Origin of the sequence: Streptomyces sp. NPDC012510 (assembly GCF_042955065.1) — a bacterium.
Lineage (GTDB): Bacteria > Actinomycetota > Actinomycetes > Streptomycetales > Streptomycetaceae > Streptomyces.
The window spans coordinates 117,882-144,815 of sequence record NZ_JBIBEN010000009.1 but is presented as its reverse complement, the minus strand read 5'-3'; the positions used below and the strand labels follow the sequence as shown (position 1 = coordinate 144,815).

21 protein-coding genes and 1 pseudogene are annotated in these 26,934 nt (G+C 71.8%); 10 read left to right on the top strand and 12 right to left on the bottom strand.

Going from position 1 to position 26,934, the window contains the following annotated elements; all coding sequences use genetic code 11:
- The first annotated feature begins 13 nt into the window (after window positions 1–13).
- The 3 genes from ACFY9I_RS18910 to ACFY9I_RS18900 all read left to right on the top strand — a co-directional run bounded on the left by ACFY9I_RS18910 (window position 14) and on the right by ACFY9I_RS18900 (window position 1,266).
- A complete protein-coding gene (locus tag ACFY9I_RS18910; protein ID WP_391002947.1) occupies window positions 14–208 on the top strand; it encodes a hypothetical protein in 195 nt (64 codons plus the stop codon).
- A gap of 279 nt (window positions 209–487) precedes the next feature.
- Window positions 488–976: an anti-sigma factor antagonist gene (locus tag ACFY9I_RS18905; RefSeq protein ID WP_391002945.1), complete on the top strand. Its 489-nt coding sequence runs from the start codon at window positions 488–490 to the stop codon at window positions 974–976.
- A 98-nt stretch (window positions 977–1,074) separates the two neighbouring features.
- Window positions 1,075–1,266, top strand: coding sequence for a hypothetical protein (locus tag ACFY9I_RS18900; protein WP_391002943.1), 192 nt, complete (start codon window positions 1,075–1,077; stop codon window positions 1,264–1,266).
- 200 nt (window positions 1,267–1,466) lie between these two features.
- On the opposite strand, the gene ACFY9I_RS18895 is transcribed toward ACFY9I_RS18900, so the two are convergent.
- Window positions 1,467–1,901, bottom strand: a complete 435-nt coding sequence (locus ACFY9I_RS18895) for a protease inhibitor (protein ID WP_391002942.1) — start codon at window positions 1,899–1,901, stop codon at window positions 1,467–1,469.
- Window positions 1,902–2,306: 405 nt separating this feature from the next.
- Between ACFY9I_RS18895 and ACFY9I_RS18890 the strand changes: the two genes are divergently transcribed.
- Window positions 2,307–3,476, top strand: a complete 1,170-nt coding sequence (locus tag ACFY9I_RS18890) for an alpha-hydroxy-acid oxidizing protein (protein WP_391003198.1) — start codon at window positions 2,307–2,309, stop codon at window positions 3,474–3,476.
- A 209-nt stretch (window positions 3,477–3,685) separates the two neighbouring features.
- Here the strand turns inward: ACFY9I_RS18890 and ACFY9I_RS18885 are convergent, their stop codons facing one another.
- The 5 genes from ACFY9I_RS18885 to ACFY9I_RS18865 form a co-directional block, all read right to left on the bottom strand.
- Complete coding sequence (locus ACFY9I_RS18885) at window positions 3,686–5,542, bottom strand: ricin-type beta-trefoil lectin domain protein (RefSeq protein ID WP_391002941.1); 1,857 nt, start codon at window positions 5,540–5,542, stop codon at window positions 3,686–3,688.
- Window positions 5,543–6,092: 550 nt separating this feature from the next.
- A complete protein-coding gene (locus tag ACFY9I_RS18880; protein WP_391002940.1) occupies window positions 6,093–6,470 on the bottom strand; it encodes a toxin Doc in 378 nt (125 codons plus the stop codon).
- 3 nt (window positions 6,471–6,473) lie between these two features.
- The gene (locus tag ACFY9I_RS18875; RefSeq protein ID WP_391002939.1) at window positions 6,474–6,719 is read right to left on the bottom strand and encodes a hypothetical protein; all 246 of its coding nucleotides are present in this window, start codon (window positions 6,717–6,719) and stop codon (window positions 6,474–6,476) included.
- Window positions 6,720–6,863: 144 nt separating this feature from the next.
- Entirely contained in the window at window positions 6,864–9,107 is a 2,244-nt protein-coding gene (locus tag ACFY9I_RS18870) for a glycoside hydrolase family 9 protein (protein ID WP_391002938.1), read from the bottom strand.
- Between the two features lie 186 nt (window positions 9,108–9,293).
- On the bottom strand, window positions 9,294–12,383 hold the full coding sequence (locus ACFY9I_RS18865; protein ID WP_391002937.1) for a glycoside hydrolase family 2 TIM barrel-domain containing protein: 3,090 nt from the start codon (window positions 12,381–12,383) through the stop codon (window positions 9,294–9,296).
- 262 nt (window positions 12,384–12,645) lie between these two features.
- On the opposite strand from ACFY9I_RS18865, the gene ACFY9I_RS18860 reads away from it, so the two are divergent.
- On the top strand, window positions 12,646–15,060 hold the full coding sequence (locus tag ACFY9I_RS18860) for a SpoIIE family protein phosphatase (RefSeq protein WP_391002935.1): 2,415 nt from the start codon (window positions 12,646–12,648) through the stop codon (window positions 15,058–15,060).
- Between the two features lie 135 nt (window positions 15,061–15,195).
- Window positions 15,196–16,464, top strand: a complete 1,269-nt coding sequence (locus tag ACFY9I_RS18855) for an SLC13 family permease (protein ID WP_391002933.1) — start codon at window positions 15,196–15,198, stop codon at window positions 16,462–16,464.
- 116 nt (window positions 16,465–16,580) lie between these two features.
- On the opposite strand, the gene ACFY9I_RS18850 is transcribed toward ACFY9I_RS18855, so the two are convergent.
- The gene (locus tag ACFY9I_RS18850; RefSeq protein ID WP_391002931.1) at window positions 16,581–17,591 is read right to left on the bottom strand and encodes a helix-turn-helix domain-containing protein; all 1,011 of its coding nucleotides are present in this window, start codon (window positions 17,589–17,591) and stop codon (window positions 16,581–16,583) included.
- 73 nt (window positions 17,592–17,664) lie between these two features.
- Between ACFY9I_RS18850 and ACFY9I_RS18845 the strand changes: the two genes are divergently transcribed.
- Window positions 17,665–18,459, top strand: coding sequence for a phytanoyl-CoA dioxygenase family protein (locus ACFY9I_RS18845; RefSeq protein ID WP_391002929.1), 795 nt, complete (start codon window positions 17,665–17,667; stop codon window positions 18,457–18,459).
- A gap of 11 nt (window positions 18,460–18,470) precedes the next feature.
- Here the strand turns inward: ACFY9I_RS18845 and ACFY9I_RS18840 are convergent, their stop codons facing one another.
- The 5 genes and pseudogenes from ACFY9I_RS18840 to ACFY9I_RS18820 form a co-directional block, all read right to left on the bottom strand.
- On the bottom strand, window positions 18,471–19,136 hold the full coding sequence (locus ACFY9I_RS18840) for a response regulator (RefSeq protein ID WP_391002927.1): 666 nt from the start codon (window positions 19,134–19,136) through the stop codon (window positions 18,471–18,473).
- The gene (locus tag ACFY9I_RS18835) at window positions 19,133–19,750 is read right to left on the bottom strand and encodes an ATP-binding protein (protein WP_391003196.1); all 618 of its coding nucleotides are present in this window, start codon (window positions 19,748–19,750) and stop codon (window positions 19,133–19,135) included. The genes ACFY9I_RS18840 and ACFY9I_RS18835 overlap by 4 nt, the downstream gene beginning before the upstream one ends.
- A gap of 64 nt (window positions 19,751–19,814) precedes the next feature.
- A pseudogene (locus ACFY9I_RS18830) lies at window positions 19,815–20,426 on the bottom strand (ABC transporter substrate-binding protein); the annotation flags it as partial.
- Window positions 20,427–20,687: 261 nt separating this feature from the next.
- Entirely contained in the window at window positions 20,688–21,254 is a 567-nt protein-coding gene (locus ACFY9I_RS18825; RefSeq protein ID WP_391002925.1) for a flavoprotein, read from the bottom strand.
- 214 nt (window positions 21,255–21,468) lie between these two features.
- On the bottom strand, window positions 21,469–22,497 hold the full coding sequence (locus ACFY9I_RS18820) for a LuxR C-terminal-related transcriptional regulator (protein WP_391002923.1): 1,029 nt from the start codon (window positions 22,495–22,497) through the stop codon (window positions 21,469–21,471).
- A 270-nt stretch (window positions 22,498–22,767) separates the two neighbouring features.
- Here ACFY9I_RS18820 and ACFY9I_RS18815 point away from each other — a divergent pair, with 270 nt between their 5' ends.
- Genes ACFY9I_RS18815 through ACFY9I_RS18805 form a run of 3 tightly spaced genes read left to right on the top strand, consistent with a single transcriptional unit; the run spans window position 22,768 to window position 26,867 of the window.
- Complete coding sequence (locus tag ACFY9I_RS18815) at window positions 22,768–23,805, top strand: substrate-binding domain-containing protein (protein ID WP_391002921.1); 1,038 nt, start codon at window positions 22,768–22,770, stop codon at window positions 23,803–23,805.
- 9 nt (window positions 23,806–23,814) lie between these two features.
- Window positions 23,815–25,878, top strand: a complete 2,064-nt coding sequence (locus ACFY9I_RS18810) for an ATP-binding cassette domain-containing protein (RefSeq protein WP_391002919.1) — start codon at window positions 23,815–23,817, stop codon at window positions 25,876–25,878.
- Window positions 25,875–26,867, top strand: a complete 993-nt coding sequence (locus ACFY9I_RS18805) for an ABC transporter permease (protein ID WP_391002917.1) — start codon at window positions 25,875–25,877, stop codon at window positions 26,865–26,867. The genes ACFY9I_RS18810 and ACFY9I_RS18805 overlap by 4 nt, the downstream gene beginning before the upstream one ends.
- Window positions 26,868–26,934 lie beyond the last annotated feature (67 nt).

The window sequence follows — 26,934 nt, the reverse complement described above, 5'->3', positions numbered from 1 at the left end:
GAAGGAGCACCCGTTGACCCACCGTGACAAGAGGAACCAGCACGGCGGAAAGGACAGGCCCGACACGGCCCTGGACGAGGTCCTGCGCGAGGCGGAGGAGGCCGAGACCCGCGTCACCGATTCCGAGAAGCAGCGCCGCCGCCGGGGCGAGGCGGGCGACGCGATCACACCCAACGAGCAGGCACAGGAGGAGTCACACCACGACTAGGGGGTGTGCCCCGCACCCCTGTGCGTACGCAGGCGCCGGCGCCGGTCATGGAGATGGCCGGCGCCGGCCGAGGTGGATCCGTTGCGGAAGGCGACCCGGTCGGCCACCCGATGCGTGAAGTGAGCCCCTCCACCGCCTGGCAATGTCAATACCCAGCACGAGAATTCACCTTTTCGAGTGCTGTAGATCTTGCGCGCGCTGGGATAAGGGATGGCCCGGCCCGTGCCGGGGTAGCTACCGGGATCGAACGCGCCCTACCCCTGACAAGGTGGAGCCGCCATGCCTCCGGAAGGTCATGACCGTACCGCCCCTCCGCCCGAGGGCGCGGCCACCGGCCCCGGGCTCGCGGCGGAGAACCCGTACGCCCGCACCCGTCGGATCGGCCCGTTCACCGTGGTCGAAGTCTCGGGAGAGATCGACATGGCGTCGGCGGGCTTCGTGGCCGAGCATCTGACGGCCGCCGCCACCGGGGGCGCCGAGCCGGACGTGCTGGTCGACCTGCGCCGTGTCACCTTCTTCGACTGCTCGGGCCTGCGCGTGCTGTGCCGGGCGGAGGCGACGGCCAGGGCGCGCGGCGGTCGGCTCCGTCTCGTCTCCGACCAGCTCCGGATGCGTCAACTCCTGCGCGCCGCCCGACTGCTGCGCCGTTTTCCGCCGCTGCCGCGCCTCCCTCCCGCGCCGCCCGCGTCGCCCTCGCCGCCCCCACGACTTCCGTCGTCACCGCCGCCCCGGTCGCCCCCACCACCGCAACGGCCAAGCGCCGAGTAGCAGTTCAATGAAACGATTGAAGAACCCGCGGCAGGCACACACCGTTCCGGACGACACCGGCACGGCATCCGAGCGACACGGAAGTGGAGACGCGCGAAGTGAAGTTCCTTCTCGAGGTCGACCTGGACGGCACAGACTGGGACGAGGGCAAGACCGTCCAGGAGTTGGAGCGCATTCTGCGGTACTGGGGCGGCAACCTCCGGCACTGCGAGATCCGCCCCGGGGACGGCCAGCCCCTGTACGACTCCGGCCACCAGGAGGTCGGCCGCTGGACCGTCACCCCCGAGTGACGGGCCGAGAACGACCGGCAGGTGATGCCGGGGGACGGCCGGCGGCCCCACTCCGCTCGGCCGACCCCCGGACGGGGATCGCGTGACACTCCGCGACAGGGCTCGCGCTCCCCAGCCACGGGCCCTCGCTCATCACTCGCGGGGCCACGCAACCCCGGTCTCACGGCCGCGATGCGGCCTCGTCCCGTGCGGCGCGACGACTAGAAGGCGTACAGGACGCTCGCGGCGGAGTCCTTCAGACACTGGTTGGCGAAGGTCCGTTCGTACGCGACGCGCTTGCCCTGCCACACGCCCTGGACGGTGACGACCACGGGGTCGTACTGCTTGCTGCACATCGCCCCGGCACTGCCGGCCAGGGCGTCGAAGTCCCCGCCGCTCCCGCGCAGTTCGGCACAGGCGTCCACGGGCGCCGGATGCGTGCCGGCGGGCCTCGGCGAGCAGGTCAGGGTGACCGCGCGCTCGGGGGTGACGGCGGCCGCGGTCTCCCCGTGGCCCACGGTCAGAACCAGGGCCGAGGGGGCGTACAGCCCGGACGCGGTGGGCTCGGGGGCGGCGAGGGCGGAGCCCGTGAGGGGACCGCAGACGGCGGTGGCCGTCAGGGTGAGAGTCGCTGCCCAGCGCGCGGTCTTCGGCATGGTGTGCATCCTTCCGCTCTGCAGGAGTGCCCGGACGGCCCCGCCACATGTGTCGTGTGTACGAAGCCTGCCCGGACGGTGCCGGATCGGCGAGCGCGAGTCTGCCGGGTCGAACGCCGGAACACACATCGACCCCACAGGTTTCGGTAACTTTGAGTGTTGAATCAGTGGCTCGAAGTCACGGAAGTCGACCATGCGAACCCCGATTCTGAGCGGTTCTCGATCGTCTTGCGATCATGATTGGCCGGATCTCCACGGCTGAGCAATCGGCCTGAAACATTCCGCTTCGACCCCCGGCAGGTTCGTGCGGCTGTCGTCCGTGCACGACGGTGGACGCCGTCCTGTCGGCTCGCCAGGATCGTCGGCGACGTGGGCGTTCTCGACGACGAGGGACGGGACGGGCCGATGGCGAAGCACTGGGCGGACTTCCAGTACGAGATCTATCTGGGCGGGATGGGCGGGGCCGTGCCACGGCTGCCCACGGATCTGACCCGTTTGGAGGAGCTGGCCGAGCATCGGCTCGGGGCCGGTCCGGTCGGGTATGTGGCGGGCGGCGCCGGCGACGGCAGCACCGTCCGCGCCAACCGGGCGGCCCTGGAGCGTCACCGGATCGTGCCGCGGCTGCTGCGGGACGTGAGTGAACGCGATCTGTCGGTCGAGGTGTTGGGCCGGACGCTGCCCGCGCCCGTGACCCTCGCGCCGGTGGGTGTGCTGTCGATCGTGCACCCGGAGGCGGAATCCGCCGCCGCGCGGGCCGCCGCCGCGCAGGGCGTGCCGTACATCCTGTCCTCGGCCTCCAGCACGCCCATGGAGCGGATCGCGGAGGTGCTGGGCGACGGGGAGCGCTGGTTCCAGCTCTACTGGGCGAAGGACCGCGAGGTCACCCGGAGCTTCCTGCGACGGGCCGCGGCCTCCGGCTACTCGGTGCTCGTCGTCACCCTCGACACCCCGTTGCTCGGCTGGCGGCCACGCGACCTGGAGCGGGCGTATCTGCCGTTCCTGCACGGTGTCGGCACCGCCAACTACTTCACCGACCCGGCGTTCCAGGCCGGTCTCGCCAAGCCGGTGCACGAGGATCCGAACGCCGCCGTGCTGCACTTCGCAGGCATGTTCGGGGATCCCGGCAAGACATGGCCCGACCTGGCGTTCCTGCGCGAACACTGGGACGGGCCGATCGTGCTCAAGGGTGTCCTGCACCCCGACGACGCCCGGCTCGCCGCGGACGCCGGGATGGACGGCGTGATCGTGTCCAACCACGGGGGCCGGCAGGTGGCCGGCGGTGTCGGAGCCGCCGACGCGCTGCCCCGTGTCGCCCGCGCGGTCGGCGACCGGCTGACCGTCCTCTTCGACAGCGGCATCCGCACCGGGGACGACGTCTTCAAGGCCCTCGCGCTCGGCGCCCGCGCCGTCCTCGTCGGTCGGCCGTACGTCTACGGCCTCGCCCTCGACGGCGGACCGGGCGTCGAGCACGTCATCCGCTGCCTGCTGGCCGAGTTCGACCTCACACTCGCCCTCTCGGGCCACCGCACGCCCACCACGATCACCCCCGACGCCCTCGCGCCCGTCCCGGAGTGAGGCCGACTCCCGTCACCCGCCACGCGGGAGAGCTCGTCGGGCGCGAGTGCGTCGGCGGGCGCGTCGGCGGGTGCGGGTGGTGGGTGGTGGGTGGTTGTTCGCGCGGTTCCCCCCGCCCCTGAAAAAGCAGGAGTTGCGCCCCGTGCCTTGCGGCCCGCGGCCCGGTGGTTCAGGGGCCCGGGGAACCGGGGCGCGGCTCCGGGGATTCCCTACAGACCGAGTCTCGGCAGGATCTCCGGGAGTTGGGCCGTCGTCAGGGGCAGCAGGGCCCCGGCGTCGGCACCGGCGTCGCCACCGGCACCGGTTTCCGATCCGGTGCCCGCGGCTGTCCCCTCGTCCCTGACCGAGAGAACCGAGCCTCCTTGTTCCGCCTCGGGCGAGGCCCCCGGCTCCGGAGAGCCGGCCTTCTCCTCCCCGGGCCCCGGGGAGGCCGCGTCCGGTTCCTGTGAGACCGCCTCGGTCTCGGGCGTGGGCGCTTGCGAGCCGGACACGGACAGGGACTCCGGACTGGCGGCCGTCCCGTCGGTCAGCCAGCGCTGCACATCGGAGTTGTCGCGGGCCTTGACGACGATGTCCGCCTCGGGCTCCGTGGTGACGGGAGCGAACGCGAGCCCCTCACCCCAACGGGGCAGCACCTCTCCCTGCACGGTGAAGTCGTACCGGACGTCGTCTCCACGCCCGGTGTCCTCGTCCGCACAGGTGCCCAGGACGACGACACCGGCGTCTACCTGCGAGTCCAGGCACAGCTCGGGGTTGGCGACACTGCGCAGCAGACCGTCCTTCTCGTAGGACCACTTCTGGGTCCAGTCGGAGTTGCACACCGCGAGTTCGGCCGAGGCGCCCTTCTCCGCCTTGCCGCCATGGATGTCCAGGCACAGATCGGCGGCCTGGTTGCGCAGCCGGGTCTGCTGGGGTGCCGTGGGCCGCCCGGCCGCGGTGGGCGGGGTGGGCGAGGCGGCGTCACCGGCGCTCTCGTTCCCGGTGTCCGGCGCGGTGGCGACGCCGCCGGTGGCGCTGGTGGAGGCCGCGGGGTCGGCACCGCTGCCGTCGTCGGACAGGAACACGGCACCCAGGACGGCCGCGATCAGTGCTCCGGAGGAGACGCCGACGGTGATGAGGGCTCTGGGGTTGCGCGCTCCGGGCGCGATCCGGCGGCGCGGCGCGGGGATCTGGGAGAGCAGGCGGTGGCGGCCGCCGCTCCCCGGGCGTCTCGAGTTCCCCTTCTGCGGCATCCGCCCGGGCCGGGAGTCGAGGTAGCGCCGGGCTCCCCAGCCGAGTACGGCCTCGGCGATGACCCCGCCCAGTCCGCCCTCGAAATGGCTGAGTTGCTCGGCGGCGTAACGGCAGTAACGGCACTCCAGCAGATGCTGCTGGACATCCGGGAGCAGGGCGCCGCCGCGGCGAATCGGCACGTCAAGCAGCCGGTTGTAGAAGCGGCAATCCTTGGACGGCGCGAGTTCCCTGTGGGCGCGGACACAGCCCTCCCGGAATTTGTCCCGTGCCTGTTCCAGCGTGGCCACAGCGCTGTCGAAGTCCAGCCCCAGCAGACCAGTGGGTATGGTTATCGTTTCGGCTTCGACTTCGGTGTGCCACAGCAGGCACTGGCCGACCGCCGGGAGCGCCTGGAAAGAGCGCTCGATCAGCTTGCGATTTTCCGGCGTCATGGACTTCGCCGCCCGCATGCCGCGCCCACCCGCCGGCTTGCGCAGGTCAGGCAGCGCTCCGGAGACGCCCCCTTCCGCGGACCACTCCTTGACGGTGTCACGCGCGGCCACCAGCAGCCGGGGCCGCAGGGCGACACCAGACTCCCCTCGCATCAGCCCGTCGAGCACCCGGTGGAAGGCGGTGGCGGTCACCATCGAGGCGACACCGGACCCGGTGGCGAGGCAGATGACCGCATAGTCGTACGTCGGCTGCCAGTGCCGCGCCATCAGCAGCGCGACAGGATCGCCGGTGCCACCTTCCGGCCAGCCTCTCAACCGGGCGGCGAGAGTCTCGTCGGACTCCCCGGGGACCGGGCCGGGAGCGGGCGCGTAAGTGGGGCGGGGAGGGTGGGGGGTGTGCACAGAGCGGGTTCCTTCCAAGGCACAAGATGGCACACGGAGTTCTGGCCGCCGAAAAGGGCCCTGGATTGGTGCGTACCTTTTTGGCGGGCGCCGGGAAAGCGGCCGGGGACCGAGCCGCACGATGACCGTCGCCCTTGAGCCTTTTGGGCTCTTCGGCGGCCGGAAAAAACCAAGTGACCTTTTCCGGCCGGGCCATTGCCCCTGCGCGAGTAGTTCACCCTTGCACAAGTTACTCATGGCTAACAAGGCACTTGCGCAACATCCGTATCACTAAAAGCAGGTCAGATGACCGGTACGAATGATTCCGCTTCGCAGAACGAAGCCTTCCGGTTTCTGAATATTCAAGTGTTCAAGCTCCCCGTGTGAACGGTGCGCACACCCCGAGGGCCCGCGCACGCTCCCGGTGCGCGGATGGTTCGTTGTTCACTGGGAACGGCCGCCCCGAGAGGCCCCGCGCGGAACGGCGGCTCTCCCGCGCGAAACGGCCGCCGACCTCGTTCCTCCCGCCCTTGGTCGGCGGCCCCGGGGGCTCCGGCCCCTCACGCCCCGTTCAGATCTGCCAGGACCGCAACCGGTCCGCCGCCCCGTAGACGTCCGTCTTCCCGGAGATCAGGTCGCGGGCGAGGTCCACGAGCGCCCCGTAGGGCGGGTCGATGCCGGCCCCGCTGACGAACATGTAGGCCACGGCCGTCGCGCAGGCGAAACGGGCGTTGGCGGCCGGCAGGGGCTTGAGTACCGCGAGGGTGTGCAGCAGCGCGGCTGCGCGCCAGGCCGGGTCGGAGTCGACACCGAGGCGCGGCGGGTCGACCCGGTGCCGGGCGACGGCCGCGACGAGCGCCGAGAAGTCGTTGATGGTGGGCTGCTCGGGCATGACCTCTTCGTGTCGCTGGAGCAGCCAGGGCACGTCGATGTGGATGACGGGTGCCATCGGTCAGACGGCCCGTCCTTCCGCCTTGGCGGCGGGTTCGTCGTCCGGGAAGGCGGCGGCGAACTCGTCGGCGTGCGCGGTGAAGAACTGACGGAAGGCCTCCGCGCCCTCCTTGAGCGCCCGGTGGCGCACTATGTCGGCCGCGGCCGCCTCACGTACGAGGGCCTTCATCGACGTACCGCGCTCCTTGGCTATCTGCCGCAGGTCCTCTAGCTCGCGGTCGCTGAACTCCACATTCAGAGCTGGCATGGGCCAACGTTACCGCGCGGGTACTTACTCGTAAATAGCCCCAGGTCAAGAGCCATTGCGTGCGGTACCGAACCGGTGTGGCCGACGCCCGGAGGACGTCGGCCACACTCGGTCGCGCGGAAGCCACGCAAGGATACGGAGCGATCAGATCTGGTCCGCGACGAATGACGCCATGCGTACCAGCGCCGCGTTCCAGTTGATCGTGTGTTCGTTGGTCGACCAGGACTGGATGTCGTCGATGTAGCAGAACTGGCCGACGCATCCCTGGAGTTTGCTCTGCGCGTAGGGGTCCTGGATGCTCGAGTTGGGGCCTCCGGCCAGAGTTCCGGCCGGCGGGTTGGGCAGGTTCGGGTCGAGTTGACGGGCGTACCAGCGGCTGTGCTGGTTGCGGGCGTCGACCTCGCCGTAGCCCGTGACGTAGGAGATGTTCAGGGCGTTGCGGCCGAAGAGGTAGTCCATGCTCTGGAGTGCGCCGTCGCGGTACTTCGACGCCCCGCTGATGTCGTACGCCGTGGCGATGACGACCGCGTTGTTGAGGATCTGGTGGTTGGAGCCCCAGTCGTAGAGGTTGTTGTCGGGCGCGTACGGCATGCCGTACGGGTGCGCCTTCAAGGTGGCCAGATAGCGGTCGGCACCCTTGATCACGGACTGACGGACCTTGTCGCGACCGGGGAGCCTGTTGGGCACGATCGCCAGGTCGAGGCGGCCCGCCGAGGCCGTGCGGGCCCAGTCGAAGCCGACGGGCGCGAAGATGTCGGCGGTGTGCACCGGGGAGGTGAGGACGTACTCCTGGAACCTCTTCTCACCGGTGGTCAGGTACAACTGGGCGGCCGCCCAGTAGAACTCGTCGGTGACGTTGTTGTCGGAGTAGGAGCCGCCGCCGATGCCGTCGCTCTCGGAGGCGTACATCGCGGGGTGTTCCAGGGCCGCCGCCCAGGCCGTGCGGGCCGCGCCGAGTGCCTTGGCGGCGAAGGCGCGGTCGTACGGGCGGTACAGACGGGCCGCCTGGGCGGCGGTGGCGGCCAGGTTCAGGGTGGCCGCGGTGCTCGGCGGGTGCAGTTCACGCTTCTGCGGGTCGGCGGCGGGCATCAGGGGCAGGCCGGTCCACTGCTCGTCGTGGATCTTGTGGTGGGCCATGCCGGCGAGCGGCTTCCCCTGCGGCACCTGCATCTTCAGCATGAAGTCCAGTTGCCAGCGGACCTCGTCCAGCAGGTCGGGGATCCTGTTGCCGCTCTCCGGGATGTTCAGTGAGCCGTCACCGAGCTTCCCGGTCTTCCCCGTGCGGGCGTGCAGGGCGCGCTCGTAGGTGCTCAGCACCTCCCAGGTGGAGATACCGCCGTTGACGACGTACTTGCCGTGGTCACCGGCGTCGTACCAGCCGCCGGTGACGTCCAGCCGGTAGTCGCAGACGCCGGGCTGGCACGGGACGTTCCCATCGCCCTGGTTGGGTGCCACGTCGACGTGGCCGGCCGCTCGGCCGTAGCCGGGGCGCAGTTCGTCGCTGATCGGGGTGCCGCTGCGCTGGGTGTAGTAGTACTTCAGCGAGTCGTGCCGCAGCCGTTCGTAGGCGCTCGGATCGATGTCGAACGGGCGGCTGGTCTCGCCGTCGACGACCAGGGTGAGGCCGGTCCCGCGCTTGCGGTAGGCGCCGAAGTCGATCGAGTGGACGTTCTGCCCGGAGGAGGCGTCGAGGCCGCGCGGGGTGGTCCGCCCGTGGGCGACCACGGCACCCGAGGCGTTCTTCACCTGCCAGGGCAGCTTCGACGTGGCGTCGGTGACCAGGGTCGCGTTCTTCGGCCCGGCGGGCAGATAGGCGACCTGGTTGACGCGCACCCGGGGCCCGGTGTCGGGCTCGTACACCTCCGGCGGCACCCCGCCGAGCAGCGACACGTCGTCCATGCAGAAGGTGAACGGGGCGGCGTTGCCGCCCACTTGGAAGCCGACCTGGCCCTGTGTGGTGTCGACGGGCGAGGTGAAGGTGTACGAGTAGGAGTCGCCCGAGACGTTCAGCTGCGGGCTCACTTCGAAGTACGTGTCGTACGGCGCGACCGACAGGCCGACGATGGCCCGCAGGACGTTGCCCTGGGGGGTGCCGGAGGCGGCGAAGCTGAAACGGTACGACTCGCCCTTGACGAGGGTGATGTCGTTCTGGCCGACGGCGGCGTCCCAGCGGTTGGTGGTGCCGCCGGGGATCTCGGCGCACAGGCGGCCGTCGGTGAGGGCGGCGGTGACGTTGGCCGTCGTCCACCAAGGGTCGGTGGTGGTGTCGAAGGCGCCGTTCCTGACCTGTTCGACCTCCTCGGCCTGGGCCGAGCCCGTGGGCAGCGCGGTGAGCGCCGCCGCGAGGAGGGCCGTAAGGGCGAGCAGGGTGGTTCTGCGTCGTTTCACGTCTGGGCTCCTCGGGGAGGTGGGGTGCGCTCCGGCGAGGGATGGTGACGGTGGCGCATGGGTGGACAGCCGTGGGAGCGCTCCCAGTTGTGGATGTGGGCCATGCTGTTAGAGACATGACAACTCGTCAACGGGCCGGACGGGACTGCTTTCCCGTCCGGACCGACGTGACGCCATCCCCCGTGGTCAGAGGGCGAGAACGTCCAGCCTGCTGATCCGCATCGCACCGCGCGCCTCGCCCGGATGGCGGCTGGTCATCGTGAGCCGGACCCGCGATCCGCGCACCGGGGTGAAGGTGATCACCGTCGGAGCGTCGGAGGCCGTGGCCCAGTCGACCCTCGTCCCCTCGGCCGGGAGGTACCGTCTGCCGTTCCACACCTCGACCGCGACGGCCTCGGGGAGCGTGTGACCCGCGTCGACGGTGAAGGAGACCTCGACCCGGTCGACTTTGCCGGGCCTTCCCCAGTCCACGGACACCCAGTCCTCGGGTCGCGCCCCGCTGAACGCGGGCAGCAGGGCCGTGGCCGCCTTCAGGAAGCCGTTGGACCAGCCGGTCGCGGGGTCACCGTCGAGCACGGCGGCGGGCAGCGTGTCCGGGCGACCGGAGTAACTGGCGTCGGCGAAGGGATACCGGACGGGAGCCGGACGGTCGGACTCGTATGTGGCGGCCGGTGTCGTCGCCCTGCCGCTCGCCGGGGTGGCGCGGACGCTCACCCTGCCGGTCCGCAGGCCCTCCGCCCGGGCGGTGACCTTCACCGCTCCGGGCTCGACCCCGGCCCGCACGATCGCGAGGGCCTTGCCGCCGAAGGCGGTCCGGGTGTCGGCCTGGTAGCGCTCAGCGCTTTCCTGGCGGCCGTTGTCGAGCCCGGCGAGGGAGCCGCCCCGTACCTCGAAGGTGATCAGGTGCTCGGCGTCGGGCACCACCACGCCCCGGGCGTCGACGATCTCGGCGGTGAGGAAGGCGAGTGAACGTCCGTCCGCCGCCACAGCCTTCCGGTCGGCCGTCAGCCGCACGGCGTGCGGCTCACCCGCCGTGCGCAGCGCGTCGGTGGCGACGACCCTGCCGTTGCGGCGCGCCACCGCCTTCAACTCGCCCCGTCTGTACGGCACTTGCCAGGTGAGGTGGAGCTTGCCCGCGCTGCCGTTGGGGCTGGTGTAGCTGCCGGGGTAGGGGCCGTCGGTGAAGGTCTTGTCGTCGCCGGTGGCCTCGGTGGTCTCCAGGTAGGCGCGCCCGTCGACGGTCTTCTTCTTGTCGAACCTCCGAGTCCCGAGCGACTTTCCGTTGAGGAACAGCTCGACGGTGTCGACGTTGGAGTACGCCCACACCTCGACGGTATCGCCCTCGGCGTGGTTCCAGCTCATCGGCAGCAGATGGACCATGGGCTCGTCCGTCCACTGGCTGCGGAACAGGTGGTACATGTCCTTCGGGAACCCGGCCGTGTCGACCGCGCCGAAGAAGGAGGCCTTCACCGGGAAGACGTCGTACGGCGTGGGCTCGCCGATGTAGTCGATGCCGGACCAGAGGAACTGCCCGGCGAACCACTTCCGGTCACGGTCCTTCTTGTGACCGTACTCGCCGCTCATGGTCCAGGAGGCGAGGTTGTTGTCGTACGAGGAGACGCCCCGCTTGCCGGGGGTGTGGTTCTCGCCGGTGTTGAGGCGTTCCGGCTCCTGGTAGACGCCCCGGGTGGAGGTCTCCGAGGACGACTCCGACTCGAAGAGGAACAGGTGGGGATAGCGGGCGTGCAGCGCGTCCACGGACTTGGCCGTGTTGTAGTTGAGGCCGAGGCCGTCGAGCTTGGCCAGGATCAGGTCGCCGGGGGTGCCGGGGGCGGGGACACTGCGGTGCCGGTGGGAGCCGATGACGACGGGGCGGGTGTCGTCGGAGGCCTTGACGGCGGCGATGAGCCGGTCCGCCATGGCGAGGCCGGCGGTGGAGGTGAACTCGGAGACCTCGTTGCCGATGGACCACATGAGGACGGCCGGCGAGTTGCGGGCAGCCAGCACCATCTCGGTGACGTCCCGGTCGGCCCACTCGTCGAAGAAACGGCCGTAGTCATAGCGGGTCTTGGGGCTCTTCCAGCAGTCGAAGGCCTCCACGATCATCACGATGCCCAGTTCCTCGCAGATCCGGATCATCTCCGGCGAGGGCGGGTTGTGCGAGGTACGGAAGGCGTTGACACCCATCGACTTCATGATCGTCATCTGTCGGCGGATCGCGTCGACGCTGACGGCGGCGCCGAGCGCGCCGAGGTCGTGGTGGAGATCGACGCCCTTGATCTTGTGATAGGTGCCGTTGAGGTGGAAGCCCTCGTCCGGGTCGAAGCGGAAGGTGCGGATGCCGAAGGTCGTGCGCAGGGTGTCGGTGGTTCTGCCGCCGACGCGCAGCTCGGTCCTCAACGTGTAGCGGTGCGGGGCCGCGAAGTCCCACAACCTCGGCTCGGGGACGGTGAGTTCATGGGTCGCGGTCGCCGTGTCGGTGACGGCGACCATGGAGGTCGTACGGGCCACGGTGCGGCCTTTGGGGTCGACGACCCGGGAGACGACCTCGACGTCCGTGGCCGCGCCGGAGGCGTTCACCACGGACGTCCGTACGCGGACCAGGGCGCGCTCCTCGGAGATGTCCGGTGTGGTGACGTGGGTGCCCCAACGGGCCACGTGCACCGGCTCGGTGACGACCAGCCGGGCTTCGCGGTAGATGCCGCTGCCGGAGTACCAGCGGCTGCTGGGGAGCCGGTTCTGGACCTTGACCGCGATGACGTTCTCGGTGGTGCCGTCGGTGTGCAGCAGGTCGGTGAGGTCGAAGGCGAAGCCGGTGTAGCCGTAGGGGTGACGGCCCACCTCGGTGCCGTTGCAGTAGACGTACGAGTCCATGTAGACGCCGTCGAACTCGACGGAGATCCGCTTCCCCGCGAGGGCGGGCGGCAGAGTGAAGGTGTTGCGGTACCAGCCGAGGCCACCGGGGAAGAAGCCGGTGCCGCTGGTCGTGCCGTGCTCGGTGGTGGGGGCGAGTTCGATGCTCCAGTCGTGCGGAACGGCGACCCGGCGCCAGGCCGAGTCGTCGTGGCCGGGATTCGCCGCGTCGGCGTACTCGCCCGCCGGGTCGGTGATGCCGCCCGGGTTGACGAGGACGAAGCGCCAGCCGTCACGGAGCGGTACGACACGGCCGGCGGAGGAGGGTCTCGTCCCGGGGACGGCGGCCGCGGTGCCCGCCAGCGCTCCCACCACCGGGGCGGAGGCGCCCGCGACGAGTAAGGACCTGCGTGTGACGGTCATGGTGTTCCCTTCGTCGAACGTGCGGATGGACGTTCCGGGGAGCCGCGAAGCACAAGACTCCACAAGCAATCACAATTGATCGTGACCAAACAGAATCTGACGATGAGCCTCAGTGACGTCAAGAGTCCCTCGCACCACTGGACGAACACCGATGCGAGAAAGTCCGCGAGGGGTGCCGTTTCCCGTCCGCTTTCCCGGTGGAGCACATAGGCTTGAAATCACCCGTAAGCCCGTTCGGTCCGGCGGAATGGAACTCGCGACGATGAGGAGCCGCAAGGTAACGCATGGTGATGCACCTGCGTATGCCCTGGACGGTGCCGCCACGGCGCGGGCGGTCATGGACGGCGACGGCACGGTCATCGAGTGGAACGAAGGCGCCAGACGTCTGCTGGGCTGGCCCGCGACGGAGATCGTGGGACGTCCCGCCGAACAACTGATCGCGCCGGGGGCCTCCTTCCTGCCGCCCCGGCCGGGCAGCCTCAACTGGAGCGGCACGCTCACCCTGCGTCACCGCGAAGGGCGCAAGGTGTCGGCGTGGCTGCTGGCCCACCGCCGCAGGCCGCAGGACGGTGACGGCAACGGCGGCTGGCTGGTTCTCTGCCCGCTGGACGACCCCGGCCCGCTGGGGCGTGACGATCCGCTGGCGGCGGCGGTCATGGTCCAGTCGCCGTGCGCCATGGCGGTCTTCGACGACCGGCTCAGGCTGCGCGGCATCAACGACGTGATGGCCGACGCGGTGGGGATGCCCGAGGAGAACCTCCGGGGACTGCACATGTCCGAGATCGTGGGCGGCCGGCGGGGCGAACGGCTGGAGCAGCAGCTGCGCGAGGTACTCGCCCAGGGCCGCCGCAAGGACGTGCAGACCTTCCTGCGGGCCGCCGACGAGAACCGCGCCCACGCCTGGTCCGCGGCCATCGCTCCGCTCACCGACGAATCCGGGGTGCCGATCGGGGTCTGTGTCACCGGGCACGACATCACCGAGCAGTATCTGGCCCGGCAGCGGCTGCAACTGGTGAACGAGGCGAGCATCCGCATCGGCACCACCCTCGACGTCCGGCGCACCGCCCAGGAGCTGGCCGACGTGTGCGTCCCGGTTCTCGCCGACTTCGTCAGCGTCGACCTCATGCAGTCCCTCGATCACGGGGACGAACCGCACGAGGGCCCGCTCTCCCCGCCCTTCACCCTGCGCCGCGCCGCCCAGCAGTCGGTCACCCCCGGCTGCCCCGAGGCCGTCGTCGAGGTGGGCCGGACGGACGTCTACCCGGCGACCTCCCCGCAGGCCGCGTCCCTGTCCGTCGGACACACGATCGTGGCGACCGACCCCGCCAACACGCTCGTCGACTGGCTCGCCTGGGACCCGATACGCGGCGCGCGCGTCAAGGAGCTGGGCATTCACACCACCATGTCGGTGCCCATCCGGGCCCGGGGCACCACCCTCGGCGTGGCCGTCCTGACCCGTTTCAAGCGGCTCGACCCGTTCACCGCGGACGACGAGCTGCTCGCCGAGGAGGTCACGGCCCGGGCCGCCGTCTGCATCGACAACGCCCGCCGCTACTCCCGCGAACGCGAGACCGCCCTCGCCCTCCAGCGCAGCCTCCTCCCGCGGACCCTCCCCCGCATGCCCGCCCTGGAGGCCGCCTCCCGCTACCTCCCGGCGGCCCAGGCCGGAGTCGGCGGCGACTGGTTCGACGTCATCCCGCTCTCCGGGATGCGTGTCGCCATGGTCGTCGGCGATGTCGTCGGGCACGGCGTCCAGGCCTCGGCCACCATGGGCCGTCTGCGGACCGCCGTCCGCACCCTCGCCGACGTCGACCTCGCCCCGGACGAATTGCTCACCCACCTCGACGACCTGGTCGTCCGGCTGTCCGCCGAGGCCGGCAGCGAGGGCGTCACCGGTGAGGTGGGCGCCACCTGTCTGTACGCCGTGTACGACCCGGTGACCCGCCGATGCACCTTCGCCCGTGCCGGGCATCCGCCGCCGGTCGTGCTGGACCCGGACGGGCAGCCGATGGAGGTGGAGGTCCCCTCGGGACAGCCGCTGGGACTCGGCGGACTGCCCTTCGAATCCGCCGAACTGGAACTGGCCGAGGGCACGGTCATCGCCCTCTACACCGACGGGCTCATCGAGACCCGGGACCGGGACATCGACGCCGGCCAGGAGCTGCTGGCCATGGCCCTGTCGGGACGAAAGGGGCCCCTGGACGACATCTGCCAGGACGTCGTGCGGTCCCTGCTGCCCGCGAACGGCGCGCCCGACGACGTGGCGCTGCTGCTCGCCCGTACCCGCGGGCTGCAGGCGGCACAGGTGGCGACCTGGTCGATACCGGCCGACCCCGCGTTCGTGGCCCGGACCCGCCAGTACGTGCTGACGCAGATGGCGCTGTGGGGCATCAGCGAGTCGGCGTTCACGGCGGAGCTGGTGGTGAGCGAGCTGGTCACCAACGCGATCCGGCATGGTGCCCCACCGATCCAGCTCCGGCTGATCCACGACGACACCACCTTGATCTGCGAGGTGTCGGACGGCAGCGGCACCGCCCCGCACCTGCGCCGCGCCAAGACCTTCGACGAGGGCGGCCGAGGACTGCTGCTGGTGGCCCAGCTCACCCAGCGGTGGGGCAGCCGGCACACCGAGGACGGCAAGACGATCTGGGCGGAGATGACGCTCTCGGAGGAGTGAGACGGGGACGGCGGAAGCGCGACGGGGAAAGTGGGACGGGTCTCACCGTGGGACCGTGGGCGTGTGCGTCGTGCGGTGCCGGGCAGTTGTAGGGTGCACCAGTCCCCGCGCACCGCACGTCCTGAAAGCTCCACCTTGAACACCGCTCCAGCCGAGGCCCTGTCCGTCTTCCTGCTCGTCGTGGTCCTCGGTTGGGCGGTCGCCCGGCCCTTCGGACTGCCCGAGGCGGTGGTCGCCGTACCGGCCGCCGGGATCGCCGTCGCCGCCGGTGCCGTCTCCCTCGAGCACGCGCGCGCCGAGACCGAACTGCTGGGCCCGGTGCTCGGGTTCCTCGCCGCCATCCTCTTGCTGGCCAAGCTCTGCGACGACGAGGGGCTGTTCCAGGCGTGCGGAGCGTGGATGGCCAGCGCGTCGGCGGGACGCCCCCGGCGACTGCTGGGCTCGACGTTCGCGCTGGCCTCCGGCATCACGGCGGTACTGAGCCTGGACGCCACGGTCGTGCTGCTCACGCCGGTGGTGTTCGCGACCGTGGCCCGACTGGGCGCCCGGCCCAAGCCGCATGTGTACGCCACCGCCCATCTGTCGAACACGGCCTCGCTGCTGCTGCCCGTCTCCAACCTGACCAACCTGCTGGCGTTCACGGCGAGCGGGCTGACCTTCACCCGGTTCGCGGCGTTGATGGCGGCGCCCTGGGCGGCGGCCGTGGCCGCCGAGTACCTCGTGTTCCGGCGGTTCTTCGCGGCCGATCTGGACGCCGGGGCGCCGCCCGCCGAGGAGGCCGAGGAGGCCGTCGAGCCGCCCGCTCCGCCCATGTTCGCGCTGGTCACGGTCGTGTGCACGCTGGCCGGCTTCGTGGTGACGTCGGTGCTCGGCGTGGAGCCCGTGTGGGCGGCGCTGGCCGGGGCCATGGTGCTGTCGCTGCGCGCGCTCGTCCGCCGCACCGCCACCCCGGTCGCGCTGATCCGGTCCCTCTCGCTGCCCTTCCTCGCGTTCGTGGCGGCGTTGGGCGTCGTGGTGCGCGCGGTGGTCGACAACGGCCTGGCCGACGCACTCGGCCGGGTGATGCCGTCCGGCTCCGGCCTGCTCGCCCTCCTCGGCGTCGCCGCCCTCGCGGCCCTCCTCTCCAACGTCATCAACAACCTGCCCGCGGTCCTCGTCCTGGTGCCGCTCGCCGCCCCTCTGGGTGCGGGCGCCGTCCTCGCCGTCCTCCTCGGCGTCAACATCGGCCCGAACCTCACCTACGCCGGTTCCCTGGCCACCCTGCTCTGGCGCCGCATCGTCCACCAGCACGAACACGACGTGGACCTGGGTGAGTTCACCCGCCTCGGTCTGCTCACCGTCCCGGCGGCGCTGCTCTCGTCCGTGGTCGCGCTGTGGCTGTCGCTCCTCGTCCTCGGCGGCTGAGACACGAGGACGTCCCGGGCGTCGCTCCGCTTCTCCGAGTGGCTGCCTCGGGGCAGATCATGGACAGGATGTCGCCGGGGGCGCCCGGTCCGACGCGGCGCCGAGGAAGTGACCGGTCAGTCACCGCCCCTGAGCCCCTGCCGGTACTCCCCCGGCGGCACCCCGTAACGCTCGCGGAACACCCGGCTGAAGTGGAACGGACTGCCGAACCCGGAGGCGGCGGCCACGCGTTCCACGGGCAGTTCGGTGGCCTCCAGGAGGCGCGCGGCATGGAGCAGGCGGGCGTGGCGCAGGGCGCGCATCGGGGAGTGTCCGAGCTGGTCGGTGAAGAGGTGGGCGAAGCGGGACGGGGAGAGGGCGACGCGCTCGGCGAGGGAATGGACGGTGTGCGGGGCGGCGGGATCGGCGGTGAGCAGGTCCTGCGCGCGGCTGATCCTCGGGTCCACCCCCGAGCGGTGGGGCTCGGCACGAGCGGCGGCGAGCAGGACGACCTCCTCCAGGGAGCACAGGGCGAGTTCGCGGGCCGACGCGCCGTGCGCCACGGCGACCTCACCGGTCGACGGGGCGGCTTCCGGTGCCGGGGCCGACGAGAGGGGCCCTGGTACCGCCGATGTGTCCTCGGCCCTCGGTGGACCGAGACCGGGCTCCGGTTTCGGCTCGGGCGGTGTGCCCTCCCCCGTCCAGCGGGCGTCGGCGAGCATCCGGCGGAAGGCGGTGTCCACGCGGGCGCGGATGCCGTCGGGGGTCGCGCGTCGGGCCGACGGCAGGGCGTAGAGCCGGTCGCCGGTCTCGTACGGGCGCAGCCATGCCGTCCAGGAGGCCCGCGCCTGGCAGTGCACCCACCAGAACGCCCAGTGCCCGGCGCCGGGCCGGACGGTGTACTGCTGCGGTACACCCGGCCCGAGGACCACCAGGTCGCCCGGGCCCGCCGCCGTCTGCGTCGCGCCCTGCCGCAGCAGTCCGCCGCCGCCCGTCGTCCAGGTGAACAGCCAGCTGTCGGAGCCGCGCGGCCGGTGCACGGCGTAGGGCGGCCGCTGGTCGAAGCGCCCGATGATCACCTGGCCGAGCGGTGGCGAGGAATCGGCGGGGGCAGCAGTCGCAGGCAGGTCGTCAGCATGCACAGGCATCCTCCATCAGGGCCGTCCAACCTAGCGTGGAGCGCGGTCAACGAGAGTGGACGGCATGCGAAAGGCCGCGCGGATGACAGTCACGGACAAGGTCGAATTCGAGGAGAACGGCTATCTGGTGGCGCGGGGACTGTTCTCGCCCGCCGAGATCGAGGAGCTGTGCGAGCGGTTCGAGGCGCTCCGGGCGGGCGGCCCGATCCCGGGGCACTTCCAGCCCCGCCCGCCCACGGAGGACGGCCCGGCCGACCCGTTGCACCTCTACCCGCGGGTGATGCACCCGCACCGCATCGACGAGCTGTCGCTGCGGGTGCTCCTCGACACACGGCTGCGGGACATCCTCGAATGGCTGCTCGGGGAGGAGGTCCTGGCCGCGCAGAGCATGTTCTACTTCAAGCCGCCGGGCGCGCGGGGGCAGGCGCTGCACCAGGACAACTTCTATCTGCGGGTCGAGCCGGGCACCTGTGTGGCCGCGTGGATCGCCTGCGATGTGATCGACCCGGCCAACGGGGGCTTGGAGGTCGTGCCGGGTACGCACCGGATGGACCTGTTCTGTCCGGAGGAGGCGGACGAGGAGTTGTCCTTCGTCCGCGAGTACGTGCCGCCGCCGCCCGGCCTGTCCCCGGTGCCCGTCGGCATGGCCCCGGGCGACGTCCTCTTCTTCAACGGCAGCCTCGTGCACGGCTCCCAGCCCAACCGCACCGCCGACCGCTTCCGCCGCTCGTTCATCGGCCACTACGTGGGCCGCTCCACGGAACGCATCGGCCGCTACTACGACGTGCTCACGATGACCGGCGACTCGGTGCCCCTGCCGGAGAGCGAGGGGGCGGGCCCCTGCGGCACGGAGTTCGGGCCGGCCGCCGCCCACTGACCGGGGCCGCCTCAGCCCAGTTCGAGCAGCCCCCGTCGGACGGCCTCGGCGACGGTGCTCGCCCGGTTCTCGGTGCCGAGCTTGCGGTAGACACGGACCAGATGGGTCTTGACGGTGGCCTCGGTGAGGAAGAGGCGGGCGGCGATGGAGCGATTGCTGTCGCCCAGCGCCAGCAGGCGCACGACCTCGATCTCCCGGTCGCTCAGGGCGGTCCCCGGATCCGACAGGTGCCCGGCCAGGTGTCCGGCGGCCTCCGGGGCCAGCCCCGTGCCACCGGCCGCGGCGGCGCGCACGGCACGGAACAGTTCCTCCGGCGGTCCGGCCTTGAGGACGTAGCCGCGGGCGCCCGCCTCCATCGCCCGTACGACATCGCCCCGGGTCCCGGCGCTGGTCAGGACGACGACCCGGATGCCGGGGGTCCCGGCGGCGATCCGCCGGGTGGCGTCGAGACCGCCCACCCGGGTGCCGGGAGCCGTGTCGTCGGTCAGCCGGAGGTCCATCAGCACCACGTCCGGGCGCAGTCGCGCGGCCAGGCGGACGGCCTCCCCGCCGTCGCCGGTCTCACCGACCACGTCGAAGCCGGGTTCGCCGGTGAGCAGGGCGCGCAGTCCGGCGCGTACGACCACGTGGTCGTCGACCATCAGGAGGCGCAGCGCGCTGTCGCCCGGGCCGGTCACCGGCTGCCCACCGGGCCCGCAAGGGCGAGGGCGTCCACGGGGAGGCTGGCGCGGGCCAGGGTGCCGCGGCCGGGTGCGCTGCGGACGGTGAGCGAGCCGCCGAGGGCGCCGAGACGCTCCCGGCCGGCGGTCAGGCCGAGGCCACGCTCGCCCGGCCCGGCCGTCGCCACCGCCGCGTCGAAGCCCACGCCGTCGTCCTGTACCTCGACGGTGACGGTCCTGTCGTCGCGGTGGTCGAGGGTGACCAAGACGTGCCGGGCGCGGGCGTGTTCGCAGGCGTTGGCCAGCAGCCCCTGGGCGACACGGAGCAGGGCCGCCGCCCGGTCGCGGGGCAGGTCACCCGGTTCGCCCTCGGTGCGGAACACCACCCGCGAGGGCGCGGCGGTGTCACGGGCGCAGAGGGTGCGCAAGGCGGTGGCGAGGTCGTCGTGCTCCAGGGCGGGCGGGGTGAGGTCGCTGATGATGGTGCGGGTCTCGGCCAGGTTGGCGCCGAGCGCGTCGACGACCGTACGGACCTGGGTCCTGGCGAGGTCCGGGCGGCGGTCCCAGTCACGGTCGGCTGCCTGGAGGAGCATCCGGCTGCCGGCGAGTTCCTGGGCGAGCGTGTCGTGCAGGTCGCGGGCGATCCGGGCGCGCTCGGCGAGACGGCCGGCCTCGCGCTGTCTGCTCGCAACTCGGGGCGTCGTCGTCGTGCGGGTAGGAGGAGGCGATGGCGTTCTTCCAGCGCGGGTCGACCAGTTCCTTCGGGGACCTGGGCGCGTTCCCGGCGACGGCGTCGACGCCGTACATGTAGCTGAAGGCGGTGACCCGGACGGCGGTCCAGGTGCCCTGCGGGTCGCGGAAGTCCTGGTACAGCTTGGAGAAACCGGCCGGCTTGTAGGGCAGCAGCTTGCCCTGCCTCTTCCAGCGGGTGAAGTCCTGGAGCGTCTGGAGCTGGACGCCGTCGGGGACCAGGGTGTCGGTGGCGAGCTGGTTGTCGACGCGGACGTCGTGGTACTTGCTGTAGTCCACGACCATCGTCAGGTCGATGTCGGGGAAGCGGGCGCGGAACGCCTGGACCGTGAGGTCCTGCTGGGTGGCGGTGTCGCCGCCCGCGTAGATGACGAGCTTGCCGCCCTCGGCGACGGCGTCCCGGTACAGCTCGTCGAGAGTGCGGGTCTCCTCGGCGCCCGTCGCCGCCGTACGAGGGGCCGACTCGGCGGCCCGGGAGGTGCCGGTGGCGACGAGGCCACCGAGTGCGGCGCCCGCTCCCGTGCTCAGGATGCGTCGCCTGCTGAAATTGCCGGCCATGTGGGGTCCTTCCCTGGGTTTGACTCGTACGGCGGTGCCGCCGGCGGCGGCCCCGTCAGTCTGTGAGCGGCGGGGCCCGCCGCGCGTCGCCCATGAGCCGCCGACCCGTTCAACCGTTCGGTTGAACGGGCCCGGCAGGCCTGCACGGAAGGGCACGGGAAGTGCTTGTGCTCCGTAACATCCCCGCCTGTGCGGGCCGGCGCGCTGCTACGCCTGCCCCCGCCCATCCGGTGGCCGACGAGGTGGGGGCGGGGCCCGGCGTCAGCGTGTGAGCGGTGTGCCGCCCTCTCTGTCGCCCGCTTCCAGCAGGTCCAGCGCCCGTTCCCAGTGGAACTCCTCGCGCACGCCGTCCTCGCCGGCCTCACCGGCGTACGGGTCGCCGAAGCGGACGCCCATGCCGCGCAGCCGCTCCAGGCTCGCGCGGTACGCCGGGTGGGCCGCGAGGGCGCCGGCCACACAGGGCAGGACGGCGACGGGGACGCCGAGTCCGTACGCCTCGCACAGGGTGCCCACGGCCAGGGTGTCGGCCATCCCGCCGGCCCACTTGTTGACGGTGTTGAAGGTGGCGGGCGCCACCACGACGGCGTCCGGCGGCGGGAAGGGGCGTGGGTCGCTCGGTGACCGCCACGCGGAACGGATCGGCCGGCCGGTCTGTGCCTCGACCGCCGCCGCGTCGAAGAAACCGCCGTGCAGGGCCACGGGCGTCGCGATGACCCCGACCTCCCAGTCACGCTCCCGGGCCGCGGTGATCAGCTTGGGGACCTCAACTGCGATCCCCGCAGCGCAGACGACGACGTAGAGGAAGGGTTTCCCTCCCGGCCCGGACACGGCTCCGGCCGACGTCGTCGTCGCGGCCCCGGTATCCGCCCTCCTCCCGGTCGCCGCCCCCGCTCCGGCCGCCGCCCCTGTCGCGGCCTTAATCCCCGTCCCGGCCGCCGTCCCTGTCGCGGACTCCGTCCCCGGTTCCGGTTCCGGTTGCGTTTCCGGTTCCGGTTGCGTTTCCGTCCGAGTCTCAGTCACCCGCCGACCCTACTGAACGGGCTCATCCTCCGGGTGTTCTCTCGATGAAGCGTTCGACGTCCTCGGCGGTCGGCCGGAGCAGTCCGTCCCGTACGGCAAGGGCCGTGGCCTCGGCGCGGGAGGAGGCACCGGTCTTGCGCAGCAGGTGTTCCACGTGGGTGTGGACGGTGCGTGGGGAGAGGAACAGCGCCTGGGCGATGGCCTGGTTGGTCTGGCCGGTGGCCGCCCGGGTGAGCACCTCGAGTTCGCGCGGACTGAGTCCGTACGGCAGGGGCGCGGGCGCCTGGTGCACCAGCACCGCCCGGCGTACGACGGCCGTACCGAGGGTGTGGCGGCGGAGGGTGATGCGGCACCAGTCCTGTCCGACGGGCCAGAGGAGGCGCAGCCGTGTGCCGTGGGAGTCGGCGAAGGAGTGCAGGAGCCGGCGGAACTCGGGGTCCTGGAGGACCGTTGCGGGGTCCCGGCCCGGGAGTTCGACGGTTTCCCCGGCGACCACCAGGCCGGCCCCGCCCTCCGCGGGAAGGTCGTGGAGGTCGCCCGCGTGTGCGGTGGTGTCCGCGAGGACGCCCAGGGCCGGCAGGAGGGAGGCGAGCAGGCGGCGGGTTCCGGTGTCGTAGGCGTCCGGGGTCGCGGTGGAGAGAGTGATCAGGCCGACCAGCCGGCCGTGGTGGCGCAGGGCGCCCGTCACCGCGTCACGGACGCCCGCCGGGCGCATCCGCTCGGCGTAGAACCACCCGTCGCGGTAGCGCACCCCCGGGTCCTCGGTGTCCTCGGAGATGGAGGGCGGGATCTCGCTGCGCAGCACGTTGGTGTACCAGGGGGTCGAGACGAACTCGGCGGCCAGGGCTTCGGAGACGTCGGCGTCGTAGTTGACGCCCGCGATCTGGACGTACGTGCCGGTGACGGGGTCGATCTCCAGGAGGGTGGCCGCGTCGAGCGGCAGGGCGCGGCCAAGTTCGTGCAGGGCCTCGGCGCAGGCGGAGGCGGTGTCGCGTGCGCGGGTGAGCATGCCGATGCGGGTGGCGGCCGCGATCTGGTGGTGGGTGAGCATGCGCGCCTCCCGGGCCGAGACCGGACAGGTCTTTTGGGCCCTAACGATAGGCGGGTCCGCGATCCGTGGACAAGGCATTCACCGATCCGTGACCGGGCGACACCCTCCTCCGACGTGGTGCACAAGTCCGTCCATCGCCCGTCGCCGCCGTGCCACTCCGTACGCACTCGGTATTTGTACGGATGGTGGTGCGGGGCGCCGGGGTCTTTTCTGTTCGGCACAGCAGGACGCCCGCCGCCGGCGGGCCCCGTCCCCTTGGAGATCCCCGCCATGACCAGACGCCCCCTCTCCGTCTCCCCTGCCTCACGCAGGCAGTTCCTCGCGTGGTCCGCCGGAGCCCTCGCCACGACCGGACTCGCCGCCACGGGCTGCAGCGCCCCGGAGAGCGGCTCCGGATCGGCGAAGGCGGCGGGCGCGTCCCCCTCGGCGCGGACGCTCACACAGATCGGCTTCGACTACCCCTTCACCCAACTCCCCATTTACGCCTCCCTGGTGAAGCTTTCCACGGCCGCCGCGAAGAAGCACGACCTCAAGCTGCTGACGACGAGTGACGCGAGCAACCCCGACACCCAGGCCAGCAACCTCAACACGTGGGTCACACAGAAGATGCCTGCGATCGTGTCGTTCCCGATGGTCTTCGAGGCCGCCGAGTCGATCGCCAAGGCGGCGCTGGACGCTGGGCTGATCTGGGTGACGTACGGCGGGACGCTGGAGAACCAGAGCGCCGACATCCAGTTCAGCTTCCGCGAGAGCGGCACGCTGCTGGGCGAGGCGGCCGCGAAGTGGGCCAACGACGAGCTGGGCGGCAAGGGCAAGGTGGCGTTCCTGGTCGACAACACGATCGATCTGGGCCGGGAGCGCACGAAGGGCATGATCGACGCCTTCACCAAGCTCGCGCCCGGGGTCGACGTAGTGGCGCAGGAGCAGGCCATCGACCCGGACACGGGGCTGTCGAAGTCCAACGCGATCCTCGCCAAGCACCCCGACCTCAACATCGTGCTCGGTATCACGGACGCGGCGGCCTACGGCGGGTTCAAGGCGTTGCAGCAGGCCGGACGGAAGAAGGGTGACACGAAGACCTTCGTGGGCGGCCAGGACGGTTCGACCCCCTCCCTCCTCGCCATCAAGCAGGACACCTTCTACCGCGCCTCCGTCGCGCTCGCCCCGCAGGACATCGCCGACGCGGTCGTCGACGTGCCGCTCGCGGTCGCCGCCGGGAAGGCGAACCCCAGCGCCCAGGTGCCGGTCAAGCTGGTGCAGCGCGGCGACACCGCCGAGATCGACTCGCTGCTCGCCCAGAACGGGTAGGGCCGCGCGATGGCCGACACGAGCGGTACGACCGGGGCGGCGGCCACGTCGCCCAATCTGCGGATCACCTCGCTGAGCAAGTCCTTCGGCGGTGTGCGGGCGCTGGACGGGGTGGACCTCACCGTGCCGGCGGGGCAGGTCCACGCCCTGCTCGGGCACAACGGGGCCGGGAAGTCCACGCTGATCAAGTGTCTCGGCGGCGCGTTCCCGCCGGACGCCGGGACTATCGAGGTGGGCGGTGTCCCGTACGCCCGGCTCAACCCGCGCGAGTCGATCGCGGCCGGGGTGGCGATCATCTTCCAGACACTGAGCGTCGTGGACTCCCTGACCGTGGCGGAGAACATCTTCCTAGGCCAGGAGTGGACCCGGTACGGCCGGATCGACCGCCGGGCCCAGGAGAAGGTGGCCGCCGAACTCCTCGACCGTGTCGCCGCGAGCTGCTCGCCCCGTGACCGGGTGGGTGAACTGTCCATGGGCCAGAAGCAGTTGGTCGAGATCGCCAAGGCGCTCAGCCGCAGCGCCTCCGTTCTGGTCCTGGACGAGCCCACGGCCGCGCTCTCCGGCACCGAGAGCGACGCCCTCGCCGCCCGCGTGGAGGACCTCCGTGCACAGGGCCTCGCCATCGTCTACGTCACCCACCTCCTGGCCGAGGTCGAACGCCTGGCGGACGCGGTGACCGTCCTGCGAGACGGGCGGGTCGCCCATCATTCGGCGACGGGTGGCCACAACCGCCGGACCCTGGTGGAGGCGATCACGGGCGGCCGGAGAGAGGAGACGCCGGGCGCCGCCCGGAGCGGACGCCCTGCGGGAGGCGGCACGAAGGCCGACGGCACAGGGACCGGGACCGGGACCGGGACCGGGACCGGAGCGGGGACCGAAGCCGGTGCAGGTGCAGGTGGCGGTGCCGGTGCCGGAACAGAAGCCGGTACCCGTGCCGGGGCCGGAGCCGAAACCATGACCGGGGCCGGAATTAGAACTGAAGCCGGGGTCGGAGCCGGTGCCGGAACAGAAGCCAGAGCCGAAGCCGGAGTCGGAGTCGGTGCCGAAGCCGAAGCCGGAGTCGGTGCGAACGACTCGGACAGGGATGCGGCCCGGCAAGGGGAGCCCGGCGGCGGGCCGGCGGCGGGTCGGACCGCGGCCACCTACACCGCCCTGCCCCTGTCCCCGCCTGCCCTGTCCCCGCCTGCCCTATCTCCCTCCGGCTCCCCCTCCTCCCCCTCCCCCTCCCCGGCCGTCCCCGCCTGCCTCACCGTGCGCGGGCTGCGCGGCCCCGGCTTCGGGCCGGTCGACATCCTCGTCGGTGAGGGCGAGATCGTAGGGCTGTACGGGCTGATCGGGTCCGGGCGGACGCGGGTGCTGGAGACGCTGTTCGGCAGGCGGCCCGCCACGGGCGGCACCGTGTGTGTCGGCGGCCGTCCCGTGTCGCCGGCCCGGCCCGCCGACGCGCTGGCCGCCGGCGTCGCCCTCGTACCGGCGGACCGGCGGTCGCAGGGGCTCTTCGCGGGCCTGAGCGCGCTGGACAACGTGGTGCTGCCCAGCATGCGGGGGCTCGCCCGGCGCGGAGTGCGCGCGCTCGGTACGGAGCGGCGGGTGTTCGGCTCGCTGGCCGAGGCGGTCGGACTGCGTCCGGCGCGGCCGGAGCTGCCCGCCTCGGCGTTCTCCGGCGGCAACCAGCAGAAGCTGCTGCTGGGCCGGTGGATCAACGAGGCCCGTGCCGTCGACGTACTGCTCCTGGACGAGCCGACCCAGGGCGTGGACGTCGGCGCCCGTCAGGAGATCTACGACGTCGTCGCCACACTCGCCCGGGAGCGCGGCACCGCCGTGCTGTTCGCCTCCAGCGATCCGGAGGAGGCGGCCACCCTCGCGCAGCGCTGTCTGATCGTCGACCGGGGCCGGATCGTCGGCGAACTCTCCGGTGCCGGCCTCACCGAGGAGGCCCTGCTCGCGGCCGTCCATGACGCGGGACCGGCGGCCCGACAGCCCTCGCACGCGCCGGACCACGATCCGGCGCCACCACGCGGATCCTCCGCCCCGGCGGCCCCGCACAACCCGCCCCACGAAGGAGCAGCATGACCACCGCGACCGCCGCCGAACGCGTCGTCCCCGGCCCGCGCGCCCTGGCCGCGCAGGCGCTGACGACGGTGCGGCGCAACCCTCTCATCCTCGTCCTCACCCTGCTGGTGCTGGTGTTCCAGTCGTCCACCGGCAGCTTCCTCGACCCGGGCAACCTGCGCGGGATCGCCACCGACGCGGCGGCCCTCGCGATCGTCGCCGTACCGCTGGCGCTGCTGGTCATCAGCGGGTACCTCGATCTGTCGGTCGGTTCGACGCTCGCGCTGGGCGCGCTGGTGGCCGGCTGGCTCGCGGGCGAGCAGGCCCAGTCACCGGTCGTCGCGGTGCTCGGGGCGTTGGCCGTCGGCGCGGCCGTGGGTGCCGTGAACGGGGTGCTCTGCTGCTACCTGGGGCTGTCACCGTTCATCGTGACGCTGGGCATGCTGGCGGCCGTACGCGGTCTGGCGCAGCAGCTCTTCCCGTTGCCGCTGAGCGGGTTCGGCGACGGGTTCGCATGGCTGGGCGGGGCGCGGATCGCCGGGATCGCGGCACCGGTGGTGATCGCGGCGGCCGTCCTCGTCGCCGGGGCGCTGTTCCTGGCGTACACGCCGGCCGGACGGCACGTGTTCGCGATCGGGGTCAACCGGGAGGCCGCGTACCTGTCCGGCATCGACGTCCGCCGTACGCCCTTGGCGCTGTTCGTGGTCACGGGTACGGCCGCCGCGCTGGCCGGGGCGATCAAGGCGTCCGTGCTGGACAGCGTGGTCGCGGGCACCTCGGGTGCGGGATTCGAGCTGACGGTGCTCACGGCGGTGCTGCTGGGCGGGGTCGCGCTGAGCGGAGGCTCCGGTTCGGTTCTCGGTGTCCTGCTCGGCGTGCTGTTCCTGGGATGTCTGCAGAACGGGCTGACACTGCTGAGCGTGCCGACGTTCTGGCAGCAGATGGCGCAGGGCGTGGCCCTGGTGGCGGGCGCCGCGCTCGCGTACTTCGGCCCGCGAACGCCCCGATGACCGCCGACCCGCTGCCTCCACCATCGGTTCCCTCTCCGTCCCCCGCCCCCTCCCCGTCCCCACCGTC